The 21,197-nt window shown below is 43.7% G+C and carries 14 protein-coding genes; 1 reads left to right on the top strand and 13 read right to left on the bottom strand.

The window, feature by feature from the left end:
- Positions 1–203: 203 nt before the first annotated feature.
- The 5 genes from IH597_02385 to IH597_02365 all read right to left on the bottom strand — a co-directional run bounded on the left by IH597_02385 (position 204) and on the right by IH597_02365 (position 15,043).
- On the bottom strand, positions 204–4,946 hold the full coding sequence (locus tag IH597_02385; GenBank protein MBE0661291.1) for a fibronectin type III domain-containing protein: 4,743 nt from the start codon (positions 4,944–4,946) through the stop codon (positions 204–206).
- Between the two features lie 531 nt (positions 4,947–5,477).
- The gene (locus tag IH597_02380) at positions 5,478–12,737 is read right to left on the bottom strand and encodes a right-handed parallel beta-helix repeat-containing protein (protein ID MBE0661290.1); all 7,260 of its coding nucleotides are present in this window, start codon (positions 12,735–12,737) and stop codon (positions 5,478–5,480) included.
- 386 nt (positions 12,738–13,123) lie between these two features.
- Positions 13,124–13,780, bottom strand: coding sequence for a DUF4159 domain-containing protein (locus IH597_02375; protein ID MBE0661289.1), 657 nt, complete (start codon positions 13,778–13,780; stop codon positions 13,124–13,126).
- A 100-nt stretch (positions 13,781–13,880) separates the two neighbouring features.
- Positions 13,881–14,606: a 16S rRNA (uracil(1498)-N(3))-methyltransferase gene (locus IH597_02370; GenBank protein MBE0661288.1), complete on the bottom strand. Its 726-nt coding sequence runs from the start codon at positions 14,604–14,606 to the stop codon at positions 13,881–13,883.
- Positions 14,607–14,707: 101 nt separating this feature from the next.
- Positions 14,708–15,043: a heavy-metal-associated domain-containing protein gene (locus IH597_02365; protein ID MBE0661287.1), complete on the bottom strand. Its 336-nt coding sequence runs from the start codon at positions 15,041–15,043 to the stop codon at positions 14,708–14,710.
- Between the two features lie 261 nt (positions 15,044–15,304).
- On the opposite strand from IH597_02365, the gene IH597_02360 reads away from it, so the two are divergent.
- Positions 15,305–16,207, top strand: coding sequence for an SPOR domain-containing protein (locus IH597_02360; GenBank protein MBE0661286.1), 903 nt, complete (start codon positions 15,305–15,307; stop codon positions 16,205–16,207).
- A gap of 189 nt (positions 16,208–16,396) precedes the next feature.
- On the opposite strand, the gene IH597_02355 is transcribed toward IH597_02360, so the two are convergent.
- The 8 genes from IH597_02355 to IH597_02320 all read right to left on the bottom strand — a co-directional run bounded on the left by IH597_02355 (position 16,397) and on the right by IH597_02320 (position 21,184).
- A complete protein-coding gene (locus IH597_02355) occupies positions 16,397–16,852 on the bottom strand; it encodes a hydrogenase maturation protease (protein MBE0661285.1) in 456 nt (151 codons plus the stop codon).
- A gap of 106 nt (positions 16,853–16,958) precedes the next feature.
- Positions 16,959–17,570 (bottom strand): 4Fe-4S binding protein, encoded by a 612-nt coding sequence (locus IH597_02350; GenBank protein MBE0661284.1) that lies wholly within the window; start codon positions 17,568–17,570, stop codon positions 16,959–16,961.
- A 107-nt stretch (positions 17,571–17,677) separates the two neighbouring features.
- The gene (locus tag IH597_02345) at positions 17,678–18,034 is read right to left on the bottom strand and encodes a monovalent cation/H(+) antiporter subunit G (GenBank protein ID MBE0661283.1); all 357 of its coding nucleotides are present in this window, start codon (positions 18,032–18,034) and stop codon (positions 17,678–17,680) included.
- The gene (locus IH597_02340; protein ID MBE0661282.1) at positions 18,027–18,293 is read right to left on the bottom strand and encodes a hypothetical protein; all 267 of its coding nucleotides are present in this window, start codon (positions 18,291–18,293) and stop codon (positions 18,027–18,029) included. Before IH597_02340 ends, IH597_02345 begins: the two co-directional genes overlap by 8 nt.
- Entirely contained in the window at positions 18,290–18,775 is a 486-nt protein-coding gene (locus tag IH597_02335) for a Na+/H+ antiporter subunit E (protein ID MBE0661281.1), read from the bottom strand. The genes IH597_02340 and IH597_02335 overlap by 4 nt, the downstream gene beginning before the upstream one ends.
- 106 nt (positions 18,776–18,881) lie before the next feature.
- Positions 18,882–20,420 (bottom strand): NADH/ubiquinone/plastoquinone (complex I), encoded by a 1,539-nt coding sequence (locus IH597_02330; protein ID MBE0661280.1) that lies wholly within the window; start codon positions 20,418–20,420, stop codon positions 18,882–18,884.
- 3 nt (positions 20,421–20,423) lie between these two features.
- A complete protein-coding gene (locus tag IH597_02325) occupies positions 20,424–20,762 on the bottom strand; it encodes a cation:proton antiporter subunit C (GenBank protein ID MBE0661279.1) in 339 nt (112 codons plus the stop codon).
- Positions 20,759–21,184, bottom strand: coding sequence for a hypothetical protein (locus tag IH597_02320; GenBank protein ID MBE0661278.1), 426 nt, complete (start codon positions 21,182–21,184; stop codon positions 20,759–20,761). The genes IH597_02325 and IH597_02320 overlap by 4 nt, the downstream gene beginning before the upstream one ends.
- Between the last annotated feature and the right edge of the window lie 13 nt (positions 21,185–21,197).

Here is a 21,197-nt window from a genome sequence, read left to right as displayed (position 1 = left end):
AGGTGGAATTTCTTATTTGGTTCATTACCCTGCTGCCGGTGCTGCGCTTTGGTGAAATATCTGCTTGTTTTGTTTTATCCGTCAGACCGCTAGAGCGGTCGGACGGAAATAAAAACCCCGGCGGTGCTGAAAAGCCGTCGGGGTTTCTAGTGTAGAAAACACCGCCGGGTGCTGCGCACACCGGCGGGGTTGGGTCTTAAAAATTATTGTTTGATCACTTTCTCTATTCCCATTTCATCGCCTTTAATGACGCGGATGAAATAGATGCCCTTAGGCATATTCGAAAGATCAAAGTCATACAGCATTGAACCAAACAGGCGATCCTGGAACACCTTCTCACCCATCATGCCATAAATTTCAACATTGATACCAACTTCATCGGTGCTGAGCAGTTCAAGTTTGAAATTGCCGGTAGTGGGGTTGGGGAATACCTTGAAGAATGCATCCGGTGCAGTAATTTCGGGCAGCACAGCTTCGATCGTTTCCTCAATTGCTAACAGCATTGCCGGTGGGTTGCAATAAACATTGTCAATGCGTGCCCACATATAAGCGCCTGATTCTACTACAAATCCATCACCGAAGATAATGTTTACGCCAGCAATGAAGTTAGCAATACCGCCAGCGGCAATCACAGTGTTTGTGACCGTGATGTTATTGGTAGCATCAAAACACTCATCATCTCCGTTGCCAACGGTAACACCATCCACGGTGCGGTTTTCAGGAACTGTGGGTTCTTCAACAGCAATGCTGAAGTTGTTAACCATTAAATCATTATCTGCATCAACTGTTGTAGATCCTCCATAAAGACCGATCTGGACAACTCCTGTATATCCATCCAATGAAATAACAACTTCTTCTCCCAGGTAGTTTATATCGTTATAAACATAGGGTGATCCGGCATTATCCCATAAACGAAGTGTATTTGCTGAAGTCCAGGTTACACCGCCATTTGTTGAGATTACTACTGCAAATACATCATCGGCACCATCTGTTTCTGGAGGATTGGAAGTATTCCATGTCATCAAGGCAAGATCAAAAGATAATTCGTATGTGCTACTTCCGTCGCCAAGATCAAGCAATGGGCTAAGCAGCCAGAAATACCTGTCAGCGCCATAGATATTAATTTTTGCCGCTTTATCCGGGTTAGATGCAATATTGAGCCAATCATCACTTATCCAACCTAAAGTGGAAGTCGTTAGTGTTGCAGGATCAGCCAGTAATCCGGAATATTTGCTCCAGCACTGGGGAGGGAATGTTGCACCATCAAAAGTCTCTAACAGTGGTAGGCTGTAAACTTCGCAGAGAGTTGTGAAAGTTTGTGTAGCCGACCAATCGCTTTGCTCTTCCCCACAATCTGAGCGTACCTTGAACTGGTAAGTTGTCACCGGATCAAGTCCGCTTAAAGTGTAAGGGTTGGTTACACCGCTGATTGTTGGCGTTCCTGTAAAGGTATAAGGAGAAACTCCGTACTCAATATCCCACATAGTTGCCGAACCATTTTCAGTCCATCCCAATTGTGCGCTTCCTTCTGTGATAGCTGTGGCTAAGGGAGAGGTGGGTGCAGGACAAGTTGGAAGCGGCTCAAAGGATAAATTTAATGTGAAAGCCGTGAAATTTGGAGTAGGCCATGTTGAAACAATGGCAAAATAGCTGCCGGCGCTCAGTATGACATTTGTAAATGACCCGCCATTAGAACCGCTTCCAAGCGCCAAGCGGGTGGCAGGTGTAATAGCGTCAGGGCAATCCTGAACAATGATCACACCAGTCCAGCTTCCAACAACACTTCCACTCAGGTACCCGGCCTCAGTAAGAGTAAACTGCGCAACAAAATCATATCCGTTAAGGTAGTCCGTTGCAGGTGTCACCCAACTACCCAGATAATCATTGCCGTAAGCCTCAGTATTATCAGCATAAGCTACGAGTGGAAGAGAAACAGGGTAAGGATTGCCACAAGTAGAACCAGCAGGCCTTACAACACCTTCACCACTGAGTGGTACTGTAGCTATTGCCTCAGTATCATCATAGCTTATACTTACCTCTCCGGTAGCAGGACCTGTTGATTGAGGATGAAATACCACATTGAAAGTAACTGTTTCAGTGCCTTCCAGTTCAGCAGGATAATCGGTGGCTTCGTAATCAAGTGTAAAATCAACATTATTGTCCAATGTAGGAGCAGAAACTGTTAAAACGCCCGGCCCTTCATTGCTGATGGTGAAAACTTTGGGTGCTGATTGTTGGCCAACTTCGATGTCTCCAAAATCCCAATCAGTAGGTAGAATGCTAAATACTGGTGAAGCGGGTGGTGGAAGTACTTCAATCAGGTAATCATGAACAGACCCCCAGCTATAAACTGCGCAAGGAGTAACCGTTAGCGGATCCGATGTTTCACGCTGCATCACACGCAGACCAGTCATACCAAGCTCAGCGTCAAGCGGAACAGTGAAGTTGAAATTATATGCAACGCCGGTTGGTGAAGTAGCTCCCTGCACTACACCTAAGCGTTCATCTGGCTCGACGAGAGCAACATCCTGATCCCAGTCTGCCCAGGCTTTACCAACATTTGTATAAGCCCCTGTTCCGCACTGCCCCATAGTGAGTGTCATTGTGTACTCAACCCCCTGTTGCAACTGTATTGCACCAAGGCCGGTAAAATCCTGTGCTCCGAGAATTCCGGTGCAACCAACGTTGTGGTCAAAGTTTACATCTGGTCCGGTAATCTGTACCCTGAATAAATCCGAATCGTCAGCAGAAGTCGGCCCTGCCGGACAATAATTAACAGCAAAGGTTATTTTTGTCCAGAAACTCAGTGCCCGAGTAACGCAGATTGCACGTACATAGGCATCGTAGCTAGAACCAAGGGTGAGGCTTGTGGTAGTATAGCTAGGTGAACTCACAACGGTGCCGCTTGTAGGTTCCGGATCATTAGCATTAACAACTGCTACTTCCCATTCAGCTTCAGTACCGCCTGCTGTCCAGGTAAGTTCAGCGCTTGTGGTAGATAGGGTAGTGGCGACAAGATTTGTAGGAGGAGGGCATTCAACCTCAATCGTCTCAAATTCAAGCCAGTAATTGATATTACATGGATAGCCATCAAAAATTGGCAAACCTGCAAAGAACCAATGCGTGCCTGATACCAGGACACCCAGGTCAAGCGAAACAGGTGTGCATATTTCTGTGATATCAAAAGGACTTATTCCTGTAACATCTGCACAATCAGGGCTTGTTGGATCAATACCAGCCAATAATCCAAAAACCAACTCGGTTTCGGCATATGCATGCAAGATCACCTGTGTTGGTTCTGTCAGAACAAGTTCAAACCAGTCTGTATCCCTTAAGTCGTCTTCGGCCCAAACTGTGCCACAAATAACATCGCCGGGGTTAACTGATTCAAAAGTTGGGATAACAAGGTTGCATCCATTATTAATTGTATCACCGCAGGCTTCGCTCTCAGCAATAGCTTCAGGAGGGCATGTAAATTCACACAGTGTAGTAAATACCAATGGGCCGGCCCATGAGCTTTCTTCTCTGGTTGCACAATCGGCCTGCACATATGCTTCATAGGTGGTGCCGGGGGTCAGATCCTTAACCAGGATTGGGTTATCACCTGTGCCATATTCACTTGCAACCTCATTCCCTGTTCCAGGAGTAAAACCTGTTAAGCCAACCTCTACATTCCAAAGGACTTCTGAACCACCTGGGGTCCATCCTATATTGGCTTCTGTAGTTAGAATATTACTTGCTGTTAGCATGGAGGGGGGTGGGCAGGCAGGCAGAGTTCCACCTAAACACATACTCATAGGTTGAGTAGTTGGTGTAAAAGTACTCGTTGCAATAGCCAACTGTTGTGCCACGGTACCAGTTTCGAGAGTGTTCATCCACATAAACCAACAATTGGCTATGCCTTCAGGGTTGCCCCAGATGGAAATCCAACCGGAACCTAATGTTACATTCACAGTCAGGTTGTACTCATAAATTTCCCAACCATTAAAGAAATTTGCGGTTGGTGTACCCGAAAGCGTTGCATTATAGTTTGCAACCGATCCACCAGCTAAATCAGGCAAGCCGGCATCATTGTTCCAGAATTCAACCTGGAAATCGCGGGGGTCTTCTGAGCATTCCTCCCAACTGGTTCCATTGAAAAATGCATTCACACCCCACCAACGAATGCTGGTAACATCTTCTACGCCTGTGAAAAAATTAAACACTTTATAGCCTGGGCTTACATCGCTGGTTGATCCAGAATTATAACCGGCTGATGGTGGTAGTGAAAATACAGTACCAGGAGGACAATCCAATGAAATAGGCTCAATCCCTTGTGTAACTGTGATCTCATAATTTCCATTATCCCCACCATACCCATCAACAACAATGTAGTAGGTGACACCACTAAATACCTCAACACCCAGTATCTGGCTTACATAAGGATCAGGAAAATTCAAGGTACTGCACGCATCGTCATTACATGCAATTTCGTCTCCTGTTATTGGATTCTGTGTATCATACACATAAAGTTTTGTGTCATAATCTGTTAAATCATTGCATAATGAAATATCAATAAAGCCATTCGAAGCAGGTGTATAGGAATAAACTACATCGGGGGAACCAGGTGCATTGTATGGACAAATTGCATCGTAGTTGTCTGTATATCCTGTTGTTGTTCCTGTTGCTGAATAGGGTAGGCTAGAAATTACAAAGGCAGTGGCAATATCATCGCCACCTTGCCTGGGTGTAGGATGTTGCTTTGGATCATAAGGAATAATTGATGTTTTCTTTTCAACATTTTGTTGTAAATCTGAGATGGAAGCATTCTGCAAATTATTAATTGTCTCTTTGGCAACAATTGGTTTAGTTGCTGAGGTGGACATGGTATTGCTTTGTGCAAATACCAGCGCTGATGTACATAATACTGCAATCAGCAACGTAAGTAGTCTTGTAATTTTTCTCATAATCATTGGTTTTTGGTTTAACATAAGTTGAATTACTGGTTTAATAACTGAGTTGTGTATAGTGAACCCGGTTTATTGGTTGGAGTAAACCGGGCGAATTGTTGTTGAAACTCAGGATTTTGGTTCATCTGTATCAGATATGGGGAAAAAGACTGCTAAAGTAGTTTATTTTGCTGGCTAAGTCAATAGTCTGGGAATAATTTATCGGGCTTTTTATGCAGCGGTGAGTTATGAATTATGAACCATGAATTATGAGGAGAAAACTATCGGGAGATGAGTAGTAAATATGGTTTTTGGATTGGGGCGAGCTGTATGTTTACTGGGGTGGATTTGATTTTTAGTACAACTACTTGTATGATTATCGGGACAGGCTGCGTACTTTTTTAAAATGGGGTTATCAGAAAAAAAGAACCCCGCCAGGACTACAATCCCTGGCGGGGTGGAAGGTTTATGTTTACTCGAAACCTGAGCGATTTGGCGGAGGAAACACCGCCGGGTGCTGCGTACACCGGCGGTGTTGGGTCAAAAGAATTATTGTTTGATCACTTTTTCTATTCCCATTTCATCGCCCTGGAGTACACGGATGAAATAGATGCCCTTAGGCATACTGGAAAGATCAAACTCATACAGCATCGAACCAAACAGTTGATCCTGGAATACCCTTTCGCCCATCATGCCGAATATTTCAACAGAGATGGAAGATGATTCTTCAACTCCTGTCAGCTCAAGTTTGAACGATCCGGTAGTCGGGTTCGGGAATACCTTGAAGAAGGATGCAACAGCAGGTATATCCGGGATAACCTCTTCAACAGAAGCAACGAGCGCTGGCGGCAATACACAAGGATCAAAGGTATCAATCTTTGCCAGGAACAATCCGGTGGCTCCCGGTGTGATCAATACTTCATCGCCAAGTGTGATGCTTGTGACTGCAGTCATGTATGCGGTTCCGCCGTCTTTCACTTCAAAGTCAGTGGCAGTGATGATACCTCCTGAACGGATATCGGCGATTGCGCCATTTTCAACAGTTGCTCCATCAATTTCCACTTCGTCGGTTGCATCAAGGCAATCATCAACAGCACCTGAAACAAGCCTGTAAGATGGTGGGCCGGCTGAGTTAACAGTAAGTACGCCGGAAACATTGGTGATACCATTCCAGAAACCGCCATTATAGCCGCCATAGAGGTATTCGCCATAAACCTGGCCAAAACGGTAGCGGTAAGCATAGTAGTAAGTTCCGGGTGTAAGTCCGGATGCAATGTCAGCCTGGAACTCATCATTATCGCCTGACTGGCTGTTGAATGTTGCAGGAACCCAGGTACTCCATCCCGCAGGATCAGTATCGGTTGTACTTACACCTACCCATGCTTCAAGACCAAAGGTGGCACCGGCGGCTCCAGTTATGCCGTTGGGGATAAATGCCTGTCCATAAGCTATGAAGCTTCCGCCCTCGGTAATGGTTCCATCAGGAGGCCACTGCAGGTTAGCGAAAGTGATGTCTCCACCAAAGACATCTTCAGTTTCAACGATTCCGGCAACAGCGATATTGCGGTTAGCTCCACCGGCCCATTCACCGCCGTCCCAGCCGGCATTGCGGAAATATTTATACTCGTAGCTTGCAGGAGGCAGATCAAGGGTGATCGTGTACACATTAGTTAGACCAACACGGCTCATGAGCAAATTGGGGTTGGTTCCCGGCTCGTTCCATATTGCCCCGGGGAAATCCCCGGCGATGTAGATGACTTCGGTATCGTAATTAAACCCTGAGATCGTAGTAACATCCACATTAAAGGTAACAGGATATTTCAATTCATCAATGAGTACATTATCGAAATACCAGTTGTCAATGTTAAATGAATATCCACTGAATTTGAATGCGATAAGGAATTCATCGGTAGCTGGTGGAAGTGTAAAAGGAATCAAATCATATACCGCGCCATAGTCTGCAGTGCATAGATATTGCCAGAACTCGGTCCAGTTAGTTCCGCCGTCCACAGAGTATTCAAGTGCGATATATTCTCCGTCATTGGTAGTATAGTCATCAAGGAACTGATCCATTCTAACCATGAGATCAAGTTTACCCCCGGTGCTGATTGGCGGGGTAATCAACCGGGATACTCCAGTGAAAGAGGGTGAAAAGTAGAATCTCATTTCTGGTGAAGTTCCTCCGGCATTGCCAGTTAACACTGCGCCCCAGTTTGTAAGACCTAAATCTGCTTTTGACCAGCACTCAGGAATTTGTGTTGCAAGAAGCCCGGTGAAATCTTCGGAAAATGGCAAGTCGCTAACGCCGCACAGTGTGCTAAACTCAAATGGTCCGGCCCAGGAACTTTCTTCCCCGCTTCCGCAATCAGCCTGGACGTAGAAATCGTAAGTAGTAATGGCATCAAGCGGGCTTGCAGTCCACGGGTTAACCATGGTAGCTGTTACGCTGAGGATAGAGTTGCCGGTGCCGGGAGTAAATCCAGACGCACCGACTTCGACATTCCACATGGTTTCTGTTCCAACCACTGTCCATCCAAGATCAGCGCTTGTAGCAGTAATGTTGGTGGCGGTGAGGGCGGTTGGTGCAGGGCAAAGTTCAAGCGTTGAAAAGCTATATGGCCCTGCCCAGATACTGGTCTCGCCGAGCTCATCGCAATCAGCCTGAACATAAAACTCGTAATCTGTTGAATGGTTAAGTTCCTTGACTAACCATGGATTATCACCTGTGCCAATAACACCATCAACATTTTGCCCTTGTCCGGGAGTGAATCCTGGTACTCCTACCTCAACATTCCAAAGTCCTTCGGTTCCACCTGGAGTCCAACCGAGATCAGCTTCTGTGAAGGAGATATTTGCTGCATATAAATTGTTTGGTGCGGGGCAGGAGGCTGCCACAACATCAAGAGTAACAGGTATACTCAGAACACCCCTGTTTACTTCCAGTGCGTCATGAGTGATTACTATACTGAGCTCATATGTACCAACACTTAAACCCGCAGTATTGAAATTCACATCAACAACATTGTTTCCACCGGGAGCAACTGTGCCCGATGTTGGATCAAGTGTTAACCAACCTGAGAGTTCCATTAACCACACAACATTATTTTGTGCAAGTCCTAAAAATGTCCAGACTCCTGGCACAACCTGGTTGGTGATGTTTAATCCACCTGAAACAGCTCCCGCCTGAAATATTCCTATATTAGTTAAATCAACTGACTGGATCGCAGCACCCGTTGTCATATTAATCTGGACAAGAATTTGTTCGCCTGTTACCGAAGAAGCTGGCGTATAGGCCCAGAGATAAGGCCCTCCCGGAGAAACGCCGTCATAAGCCAGACCACTTATTCCACCAACAGTAGTTGTTATTTCCTGAACCAAAGCTCCAGCGCGGCTTATAAGCCTGAAAGGACCGGAGAAACTTGTTCCTGTAACCCAGAAACCATCATTAACGGGATCGTAGGCAATACCACGAATCTGGTTACCGACAGGGGCAGTGATTGAACTAACAAGCGTCTGGGTGCTAAAATTCATTTCAAATATGATATTGTTGTTAGCCGAACCGTAGAAATACTGGCCGTCATAGGTTAGGTCTCTTACATTTCCTGCTCCGGTTATGGAGAATTGCTCAATAAAGGTACCGTTCATATCATATTTGTTGAAAGCATTGGCATCCCATGCTGCCGTGTAAATATACTGGCCATCGGTTACCACAGAATATTCAGATCCCGGAGCACCGGTTGGGAAATATCCATATAAATCAAAAGCATTGCGGCTTAATTCTTGGAAATATTGTTGTGAATCAGGATTGGCATCCACATCTCCTGACAATGTATTCTCTCCCTGGTTCTCAGGATATGCAAATAGTGCAGCTTTTCCGCCACCAACCGGAAGGCCAACAGCGGCACTCCAGGTAAGTGTCTCGGTTCCTCCAGGATTAGAGATGGTTAGCTGTTTTGTTGAGGTCTGACCCTCCTGTAATTCTTCTGCAATACTGGCAGGATCAACTGAAATCTCAGCAAAACCCAGTTCAAAGTTTAATGTGGTTGTTTGGTTTTCGAGTATTACCACATCCTCAACCAACTGTGTGAAATACCCATCAGCCTCGCAATAAAAGTCATAGGTTCCTGCACCCACATCTTCAATAAGGTAGTTACCAAATGCGTCCGTGAATGCTTCGAAGTTCCCCACATTTGAAAATACTCGTGCTCCCTCAATAACGCTCCGGCTGGCTTGTGAAACGTTTCCTCCAACTGCACCTTCAGGCATATTGGCCCAAACTTCGGTTCTTTCACTCTCGCAGCCAAAATCTCCAATAACCCAATTATAAAACCAATAATAAGTTGTGCTCGTGCCTGAAATATAGCCACTTGTTACTACAACATTACCGCTGGGAGAATTGTAAGGATAGGTGTTGCCAGAGGATTCGCGGATCAGATTTCCTGACATACTAACTCCAAGAAGTCTGTAACCCGTACCAATAGGAACTGAGAGGTTTAAATCGAAGGTCACAATGGTAGGATCACCAGTAGTACCGGAGGGGTATGTAAATGGCCCCAGGGTTTCTATTAAGGCGCCGGCATTATCCCGTAACTCAACACTCATTTGTCCACCTGTACCAACGGAATATACATCAACAGTTCTTATAGTTGCATCAGCATTGACAACATCAAAAACAAGACCCCAATTGTTACCGGACGTATTTGTTGTGCTTGTTGGGGCAGGTTTGCCGGCATTTTCCTGGCTACCAGAACTGGCTGCAGCATAAAAAGGTGTTGAAGTATAAAGAACCGGTGTGGTAAATACTGCTCCTGTGTATAAAACGTCCAGGTCTCCCGGATCGGTACTGGCATACCATTTCACATCAAGAGTGGAAGTGGCTTCCAGCATAGCTGTATTGCCTGCAGTTGTATTTCCATCAATGCCTGTTGGCGGATCAGGAATAATAAAGAAGGTTACCGGCATACCCATTTCATCATTGTTAGAATTCAGATCGGAAGCCAGATCCACAGAAACTGTAAGGTCAAAAGTAAATTCTTCGGTTATAACAAAATCAATTGGTGTGGTAAATGTGTATGTAACTGTATCTCCTGGTGTAATTGTAAGATTCACAGTTTCGGTAACCGGTGTTCCTACATCAATCTGGTATGATGCATCAAAGGAAACATCAACACTAGCTCCGCCCAAATTAGTAATTAATATTGAAACAACTTCTGAGCCATCATAGCATGTATTTGACGTTGGCGAGATTATGCCAATGACAGCCAGATCATTTGCATACATTGTTGTAAACTGAGCAGGGCCGGCCCAACTGCTAAGTGAACGAACATTGCAATCGGCCTGCACATAAACGTCGTAGCTGGTATTTTCAGCAAGGCCTTCGAGAAGGTAGGTGGTGGTTGTGATACCCGTAATAAGAGTGCCTTCAATGTCAGGATCAAAACCAGGCGCTCCGTATTTAAGATTCCATAACGTTTCATCACTGCCTGGGTTCCAGCTCAATGTTACTGAATTATGTGTAACGTTTGAGACGACAGGTACAGTGGGTGGGAAGCAAGAGGGCGGATCAAACTCAATTGCTCCGGGGTCGGGAGTTGCTGTTCGGGCAACACCAAAGATATCTTCTGGTACAAATGTTAACAGGTTTACACCAATATTATTCATTGCCGGATTCAAAGGAGTCAACAGAGGAGTAAAAAAGGTTGGATCAGCATCCACACTGTTTTGATCATATATTCCACCACCGGCTGCCTGCCAATCGGTTAGAGTTGTAAAGCTGGGACCTCCGCCTCCGTTCCAGAATACTAAATGGTTGGTTCCGACTGTAGCGCCCATATGCAATACATTGTGATCACTTGTTAGGTTTGGAATATTTGCAAGTGTTTGAACAAAATACATACAATATTTAATACCTGTTGAGTTTGAAGTAATTGAAATGATGTTGTTACGGAAATCAATTGTGGCCAGGTTTCCGGAATGATACAACCCTCTTATTACGCTAGATCCCGAATGCCCAACATTATCAAGCGACATGGAATTGTGATAAAACCTGGTGTTATCAGTGGTTGTCATATACATGCCATATTGAATACCATTCATATTCTGAAAGCCAAAAATCACATTGTTAGCAATGAGTAATTCCTGGCCAGGAGTAGCACTTATGGTAGTTCCATAAATTCCGTGCGCAGTAGATGTACTTGCTACTGATGGAGAGAAATCATACATCTGATTATTCATAATTGTAGTTCCAGTCATATCCTGGGTAACATATAGCATATACAAGGTACCGGTAGTGGTTCTTGTTGGCCTCGTGATTATGTTATCCGAAATCATGGAATTATTCTGGCCACGCAAGTATAAACCGTATAGGTTGAAATCTTTGATTTCGTTATTAATAATTGAATTGTTGTCAGAAAAAGGTGCAGTGGAGGGTCCGTTGATAATCATTCCATAATAGCCACCAATTGCAGTGCAATCCTCAACTGTCAGATTACTTGCTGCCAGGCCTGCTGTAGTGGCTCCTGTAGCGCTGTTGCTGGTTACAAAGCCGGCAAAATTTGTCAGTGTAGCTGAAGTGCTTGCAACAAACTGGGAATTATAAAAACTATTGTAATCCGCACCATTTGCGAGCCATACGGCCCAGCCATATTCCCCTGTTACCGATCCCAGTGCCTTAACAATCAGATTATTCACAGTGACATAATCGGTCCCATCAAATTTAAGTGTAGCGCGTTCGTTGGTATTTGCTGAGAGGTATTCCAGGATTTCGTTATTGCCGTTAATTGTCAGCGTGTTTGTGCCGCTGCTGTTTGGTAAATCGCTAAACATAACCTGCTCATTGTAAGGGCCTGTAGTTGCAACTACATCAACAACCACCGGGCCTGCAAAACCACCAAGGTTTATAGCAGCGGCAAAATCATTGAAACTCTCAAAATTGGTTCCACCTGTCGCCAGTGTACTGTTGATGGTATAGTTGCCTGAGAGAGGATTGCCAAGTGTCTGGAAAGACACTGGTCCAACCCAATCACTCACTTCTTTGGTACCACAATCTGCCTGAACATAAACTTCATAATTGGTTAAGAGTGTAAGACCTGAAAGTGTGTGTGGTATTACATTTATTCCTGAAACCAATGTGCCTGCAATATCAGGATCGAAGCCTGGAGCGCCATATTTGACATTCCATAAATCTTCATCAAAGCCAGGTGTCCAGCTTAAATCTGCAGATGTTGTTGTGATGTTGTTCACTGCCAGCCCTGTTGGTGGTGGGCATGAGGGTAAGACTACCGGTGGACCCACAAAATCATCCACATAAAGATACCAGTCATTTGAACCAATATAACGCACAGCAAGATATACGATGGCATCTCCGTATGAATCTAACGAGTATGTTTTTTGAACATAGCTGGCCAGATTTCCCGTGCCATTGTCTATCATCGTAAAAGATGCCGGGCTGGTATCCGTTGTAGATATCAAAACTTCCCAGGGGTCTGTGTAGCTTGCGCTATATGTTCTCATCCAGAAACTGATTTCATCGGTTGTGGATGATGTTACCCATAAAGGAGGTGTAATCAACCAGTCATTATTGTCAAGCGTAGAGCTTTCATATCTTACACGTGCAGAGTAAGTCCCTGTATTTGGGTTTACAGTCTGAGCATTCCACACTTGCGTGCCGCCATCTACATTTAAGACAGTCCAGTTGTCAGGTATAACTCCTCCCTCAAAACCTTCATTAAGGTTCGGGCCGATAGTTTGACTCCATAAGCCTGTTGAGGTCAAGGCAACGGCCATTAAAAGAGTAATTAGTTTTTTCATAATCATTGGTTTTTGGTTTGTAATTGAATTAATTGGATTGGTATATGTTGATTTTAAATGTGCAGAATAAATGTATTGCTAAGTAGCAAAAGCTATGCGAGATAGTGTAGTAGTAGAGTAAAATAGCAAAAAGAGTTGTTAAGAGTCTGAAGGAGTAAAGAGGAGCAATAATATGATCAAAACTTCGGGCAGCTAAAGTAAGCCATTCGAACCCGAAAGTCAATAACTTTTAGCTTTCAGATGAAAATAAATTTCAGGCAAGAGATTAAGCCGGACCCAGCAGATATATTGGATCTATAAGGCTATGATTACGTGCTATTTATGTGTGAATGAAAATTATTAACCCAAGGCTGATATTAACCATGAATTTAAGCAATCCAAAAGCATTACTGCGTGAATACAAACTGGATCAGGTTCGCACCCATGCGCAAGGCTCTCACACGCATTTCCGGTGAATTGTTGTGCACTTCAGCATCTTCCCAGCCATCGCTTAAATCGGTTTCGTAAGTATAAAAACAAACAAGACGGCCTTCCCAGAAAAGTCCAAAACCCTGTGGTGGCTTGCCATCATGTTGATGAACCTTAGGCAGACCCTGAGGGAAAATGAACTTCTGTTTGTAGAGTTCATGATTTGCCGGCAACTCTATAAAGTCAAGTTCAGGGAATACCTTTTTCATTTGCGGTCTTATAAATGGATCCATGCCATAATTGTCGTCAATATGCAGGAAACCACCTGAAATTAAATAGTTGCGGAGATTTTGTGCCTCCTGTATTGAAAGCTCCACATTGCCGTGACCGCTCATGTGTACAAATGGGTAATTAAAAATGTCGCTGCTGCCAACGTCAACTATATCATGGGTTGCCTGGATGTTGGTGCCTAGTTCGTTGTTGCAAAATGCAATGAGGTTGGGCAGTGCAGTAGGATCAGCATACCAGTCGCCGCCACCACTGTATTTCATTAAGGCTATACGCAACGGAGCCTGGCTAAATGAGTTTATGGAGAGTAATATTGCAACAAGGCTTATGAATATGGTTTTTCTCATTTTCTGAAATGTTGATTAGAACGCTGATGACACTAATTTAGCAGATTTTCGCGGATCTTACCGTCCGACCGCTTCCAGCGGTCTGACAGGAGATTAGATTTCAAATTTTTCCATTTACAAAATGCACGGCAAAACATGCTGCCAGCGCTGCGGTTTCGGTTCTTAAACGATTATTGCCAAGGCTTATTGGAAGATAACCGGTTTCTTTTGCCAACACTACTTCTTCAGCCGTAAAATCGCCTTCAGGCCCAATCAGTACAACAACGTCTTTCCTAGGCAAACAGATACTTGTGAACAAAGGTTCATCTTTGGTTTCGCACCAACCTATATATTTGCCCGATTCTCTGGTTTTCTCAAGGAATTTTTTATAACCTACAGGTTCATTTAGTATAGGATGAAAAACGCCAAGGCTTTGCTTCAAGGCGGCAGTGATTATTTTATTCATCCTATCTGTACGAACCGAAATCTTCTCTGAACGGGCGCAAATCAAAGGTGTCACTTCATTAATCCCAATCTCTGTTGCCTTTTCGAGGAACCACTCAAAGCGGCTCATATTTTTTATTGGAGCCACTGCAATATGAATGGAATAATCTGCCGGTTCATGCTTTGTTAATGCAGTAATTTCGATTTCGCATGAACCGGGGTTAAGCGTGCATAATTTCCCGGTAAAAAGGAAGCCTTGACCGTTGGTGAGATAAACTTCATTTCCGACCCGCATGCGCAAAACCTTGACACAATGCCTGGATTCTTCCTCATTCAGAAAATGCAGGAAAGGCAGGGGGATGGCCGGGCTAAACGTGATAGTTGGGTCGTAAAATAGATTCATGTTAATTTAATTTACGAATTACGAAGGACGAATTATTAATATTGAATCTTAAATTTTGAATTTACTTTAGGAATAGCGCTCAGGTGTTCAATTTTCCATTTTCATTCAACCTCTGTTTTTGGATTGTCAGTGACTACCTCATACCCTGTTTTGATGATGGCTGCAGTAATTTGTCCGGCATCTGTAAGTTCAGGGTCATAATAAACTGTAACCAACTCATCAGTGTGTGAAGCATGGGTTTCATGAACGCCTTCGAGGCTGCCAACTGAGCGGATGATGGCATTTTCGCAGCCTTCGCAGGTCATGCCTTTTACATCGAGCTTGAGTTCTGTCAACTCAATTCCAGGTTGCATTTTCTCATTTTCATTGGTTTGCGTTGGCCCACCACAACTGAATGCTGTGAGAGCAAGAATCAGAATTAATGCTAATGTTTTCATTTGATGTTATTTAGGTTTGTAAGATAAAATGATTCAGTAGTTTGTGCTATATCCGACGAAGTTAGCAATTCCATCTATACCAAGCGGTTTTAATCTCTGAAAAAATATTTTTCAATCCATATAGGGTATATGGCATAAAGATTGTCACAAGTATAAAACCATTAATGCCAGGATACTTTTAGCAATAGGTTAGATTAAGCCTCGTTAACATTTCAGGATGCTTTGATTTTAAAACACAATTAGATTATCTGAAAAATTTACATGAAGAAAGATTTCGTTCTTGTTATTATTCTTTTGGTGATCCCGCTGTTGAACCTTGCACAGCGTGGAAAACCTAAAAATGTTTTACCTGTGGAGTTCTGCGTATCGTCAGATGAACTGCATCTTTATCGTCTCATCAACGAATACCGTATGACATATGGGTTCGAGATAATACCACTTTCTGCTTCACTTTCTTATGTTGCTTATGCTCACGTAAGGGATCTTCACGAAAACAGACCTGATCTTTTTGGTTGCAACCTGCATTCCTGGTCAGAGAAAGGAAACTGGTCGCCATGCTGTTATGCAAAGGATCCAAACCGAACCAACTGCATGTGGAACAAACCCAGAGAATTAACTGATTACAAAGGCAATGGCCAGGAATTGATTTTATGGGAGAATGTTGAAATATCTCCTTTGAGTGCGCTTAATCAGTGGAGAATATTTGGGCCCACCAATGATTTGCTATTGAACCGTGACCGCTGGAAAGAGAAATCCTGGAAAGCGATGGGAGTAGCTATTTACCAGGGCTACGCCTCAATTTGGTTCGGAGAGGTAATTGACCAGGAAACATCAGTAAAATTATGCACTGGCAACAAAATGTTAACAAGCGACTGGTTGATCAATGAATATATTGAAGAATCAGAAAATGATGCTGATCCTGAAACCGAACCTGAAGAGCCCCAAATCACTTACTACCTTATTGTAGGAAGTTTTAAGGAAGAAGCCCAATCAAAAACTGAAGTAAAGCGTCTTCAGGCTGGTGGCTATGCTGATGCTAAGGTGGTCGAAAAAGAAGGAAATTACCGAATTTCTGTCTATGATTTTTCCGATCTGACCGAAGTCCAAAAAATGCGCCGTCAACTCGATGCTGTTTTTAAAGGAGTCTGGATTATGGAGAAGTAGGGGTTATGGTGAAGATGAGAAGATGAGAAGATGAGATGATGAGAAGGGGAGATGACAACCAGACAGGCCGTTGCCCCGATTCCGCACCAAGTGGCTAGACTGCTTCTCGTATAAGCGATTTTTTTTTGATCTCAAAGTTATTAGATCGAATGATGCGTTTGAGCCAGACAAATTGAATTCGTTTGATATTTACCCGATCATCGCATCAATTTTTTTCACAATTAATTCAACGCTTTTCGCAACTTCCGGACTCATGCTTTCACTCACTTTCAAAGTCCCGGGCTGTATTCCCAGCACATAAGCAGGAACAGTAAAAAACTCCTTCATACGCTTTAGCGAAATATTATGGCTGTGCAAGGTGTGATCCTCAATCTTGTCAATCGAGAGGAGTTCTGCATAGCCCGCTTCTTTGCCGAAGTGCACGCAGTCAATGAAAAGCAGCACATCAGCGCCGCTTTGCTGTATCGGTTTAATGTAACGCTCAATATTGGTTTCGGCATTAAGTAATTGAATGCGATCGGTAGCTTTGAGTTTTTCCAGGATTCGGGGGCCTGCTCCGTCATCGCTGCGGAGAAAGTTGCCTATGGCGATGATGAGGATTTTGGAGTGGGATTGGTGGAAGATATGTTGCAGTGAGTTGAGCATGGTTTGGATTTTAGTTGGAAGTCAGAAGACCGAAGTCGGAAGACGAAAGTTGGAAACCCTAAATCCGATCCCGATAGCTATCGGGACGTAAATCGTCAATCCGAAATTACAAAAGGTCTTTGACCAGCACCTGCCGCAAACAATTCGGACAAATGATGTTGAACATATCCTTGCGCTTCAGGCCATCGCGGACTTCAACTTTGGTTTTTGCAGGATCAGCCAGCTGCAGATGTTCGTTGAACAGGTTCAGATTAAGGATAGAAGAAAATGCCTTGGGTCCGAGTTTAGAGTATAGAAAACGCATGTGATCACGGGTAGTGATGATGGCTCCGCAGGAATTGCAGAGAATGAGTTCCCGTTCCTGGGTTTCAACCAATTCCTCGCGATTAAAAGTAGAGAGATCAAATATCTTATCGCTCAGTTTCACGCCTTTTTTTGTAATGCAATGCTCTTCACACTGTCCGCAGAAAATGCATTTACCGTAATCACGGACGATGGTACGTTTACCGGTTTGTTTATCATCGGAGTAGGTGATGGCTCCAGGCGGGCACACATTGGCACATGTCTGGCAGCCAACGCAATGCTCTTCACTCACCACTGGTTTGCCCCTGAAATTTTCAAAAGGTTCATGTGCCTTATACGGGAACCGGGTCGTATAAGCTGGTGTGACCAGCGAAACAACTGCTTCTTTCAGTTCCCTTAGTTTTGGATATCTCATCTCTACAATTATTTTCGATTTATGATTTCGGATTTACGATTTTAAACTCCGGTTAAACCTAATCTCATTTACTACTTCAAAACAAACCAGTAACCAGCAACCAGCAACTATTCTGCTTTCTTACCGACTCCTTCATCAATCCCTGCATCGGCAGCGTATTCGTCACGAACACTTTTATCCCAAAGTTTTATTCCGTAATGGTATGAACCGCGAACCAGGGAATGAGCTGCCACAGTGGAAGCTAGAAACAACAATGGTATGGCAATCAGTGCTTTCATACCTATCTCTGTGAAACCAAAGCGTATCAGCAATGCAAGTAAAATGCACCAGGTTCCCAAAGTAACACATTTGGTTGCCGATTGCAGGCGGTTATACACATCCGGCAAACGTATCAGCCCCAGGCACCCGAAAAAATCGAACAGCAGGCCGATGATAATCAGTATGATGCTAATGGTTTCATTCATTGAGCTTGTTCCTCCATAAATATTTTGCCAGCGTTAATGTTCCGATAAAACTCAGAATGATCCAGGCGATTCCAATATCAAGTATAAAACTCATACCGGTTTTATAAGCAATGATGGCTGTTATTCCTACTACAAGAATGCCGAGAATATCAATCCCAACCAGGCGGTCGGCGATGGTGGGGCCGCGCACTACCCGGTAAAAGCACATGAAACACATGGCTATCAGCGAATAAAGAAAGATGTTGGTCAACAGGTTCATTCGAAAATCCTCCCAATATATTTTTCAAATTTTCCGCAGATGCGGTATGAATACTCTTCGGGTCTTTGCCCCCGCACATTAATCCAGTGTATGTAAATGTAGTTGTCCTGTATATCCACAGTGATGGTTCCCGGAGTCATGGTAATGGAATTGGCCAGGATAGCACGTGCCATATCGGTTTGAAGATTCAGCTTCACTTTAACGATGCCTGGGTGGATAGGTAAATCGGGATGTATGACCCGGTAAGCGACATCAAAATTGGCTTTCACACATTCCCATAGAAAAATGATGATATAGATTATTGACCACAACCACCTGTGTGGGTGAAGAAATTTCACTGGTTCTTCCACATAATACCTCCCGAAGAATAGTGTAATAACCAGTGACAGCAACGCTCCCACAATTATATGGTCGGTTTTCAAACTAAAGGTAAATATCAGCCAGAAACCAAAGAGCAGGATGAATAATGCAATGCTTCTCATATTTTAAGGTCTAAAGTCCAAAATTCCAAATCCAAGTTCCAAGGCACCAGATCAAAATTCAAAGTCTAAAATTTCAAAATTAAATCCGAAATCGTCAATCTGAAATTCAATATCCCAATATTTCAACTCCATAATTTCCCATATTCATCAAACTTTCCACTGCCGGCATTAAAATCGTTTCTCTGATCCCCGGGAAAATCAACAGGCTCAAGGCCAGGCAAAGCAAAGCCATTACAATCATCGAGAAACTCATGGCAAAAGGCACTTCCTTTATTTTTTCAATTTCACGGCGAAGGGATGAACCGTAAAATGCATATTTTTGAACCTTCATAAAAGATGCCAGTGTAATGATGCTAACAATTACGGCAAACAGCGCCAATAAATAGAATTTCCCAAGTACTGCGGCTACGATAATCAACAACTTGCTGAAGAACCCATTAAACGGTGGTATGCCCGAAATTGCCATAGAAGCGCTTAAAGAAGTCGCAGAAGTAATAGGCATTTTTTCCGATAATCCACCCATTTCCTGCAGTTTTCTTGTGCCTGTTCTGTATTCAATAGCGCCGGCATTCAGGAAGAGCAATCCTTTAAATACGGCATGATTCACAAGATGGAACAAACCTCCTGCAATAGCCAGCGAAGCCACTTTCAAATCCCCACCTCTGGCAAGGATTAGCATACCTATTCCGGTTCCCAGAATTACATATCCCATCTGGCTGATGCTGTGGTAAGCCAGCAGCCGTTTCAAATCCCATTGGCCAATGGCCAGGAAAACGCCGAATATCATTGATAGCGAGCCAAGCACAATAATTACCCAGGCGATATCAGTACTCAACATGAACATATTGAAGAACAGGCGAATGATTGCATAAATTCCGATGGCTTTAATAAGTACTCCAGATAGCATGGCCGAAATGGGCGATGGCGCTGAGGAATGTGCATCAGGCAGCCAGGCATGAAAAGGGATTAAAGCTGCTTTTAACCCGAAGCCTGCCAGTAGCAGGAATTGGGTAAACAACATGAACTTTTTGTCGTTCACACCTTCAAGCACCAGCGCAATATCTGCAATGTTTAATGTTTTGGTTTGCCAGTAAAGCATGGCAATGCCCAGCACAATTAGTAATGAAGCCAGCCCACCCATTACCTGGTATTTGAAAGAAGCTTCCAGTTCCTGCTTTTCGATACCGAAGGCCACCAAGGCATATGAGGCAATTACGGAAATTTCAAGGAAAACAAACAGATTGAAAAGGTCGCCGGCCAGCACTACTCCGTTCATCCCAGTCACCATCAGGCAAAAAAGGGCATAAAAATATTTTTCACCGGTAAACTTGGCAATATAGTTTATCGAATAGAAAGCTGAAAGAAATCCAACAACCGAGATGATACAGAGCATGAAAACGGTCAATCCATCTAGTACAAAATATAATCCGATAGGTATTCCATTCACTGGTTCCCAACCACCAATTTTATAAATTAGTGGATAAGGTTCAGGTACAAATAACAACCACAGGCTGAATACCACAGTTGACAGCATTACCGTAGAGGCCAGGTATTTATCGAAGCCTCTCACTTTGCCTGCAAAAATTGGTATCAGGAAGGCGGCGGCCAGCGGCAGAATCACAAATAATGGAATCAAAGCTTTCATTTCCTATCCTTTCAATGAATTGATTTCTCTGATGTCGAAAGTGCCGTGTTTGCGGTAAAGCCTGATGGCAATGGCAAGCAACATGGCGGTGGTGGCCAGTCCGATCACAATAACTGTGAGTACCATAGCTTGTGGCAGCGGGTCAACAAAAGTGGCTCTTTCCGAACCTTTCGTGATGATTGGAGCAATTCCATCATGCACATATCCTATAAGGACAAAAAACAGATTCAGACTGTATTCCATAATGCAAAGACCCAAAACGATCTTAATGAGGTTGCGCCTGGTGATTACACCATACAAGCCAACCAGAAACAGCAAAAAGCACAATAAAAACAATGTCATTTGTCTTCCTCCTTTAGTATTACGAATGCCAGGAAAATGGTGAACAATGCTGCCGCGACTTCAATGCCCACAAAAAAGTTAAACAATGGAATTACACCGGCACTCAGCAATTCGCCAACGGTTCCCAAAGGCAAATAATTTTTAAAAAAAACTGAGGGGATCATGAACATGCCCAGGGATCCAAAAAGCAGAAACATGAAAAGTGCAATATTTTCGAGCTGCGACGAATCCTCTTTTGTAGCACGCAGGTGCATTACGTCGTCGCCATAAGCAAGAATAAGCAGTATAAATGCACCAGCAATGATCGTTCCTCCGGCAAATCCTCCACCTGGTGTAAGATGCCCGTGAGTGATGATATAAGCGCCAAATAGCACAATTATCCCCACCAGTATCTGGGTTGTTTTTTTGACGATGATGGTCATTCCTTTATCACTT

The organism is Bacteroidales bacterium, assembly GCA_014860575.1.
Taxonomy (GTDB): Bacteria; Bacteroidota; Bacteroidia; order Bacteroidales; family JAAYJT01; genus JAAYJT01.
The sequence above is the reverse complement of the archived record's forward strand: the minus strand, read 5'-3'. Positions and strand labels throughout refer to the sequence as shown.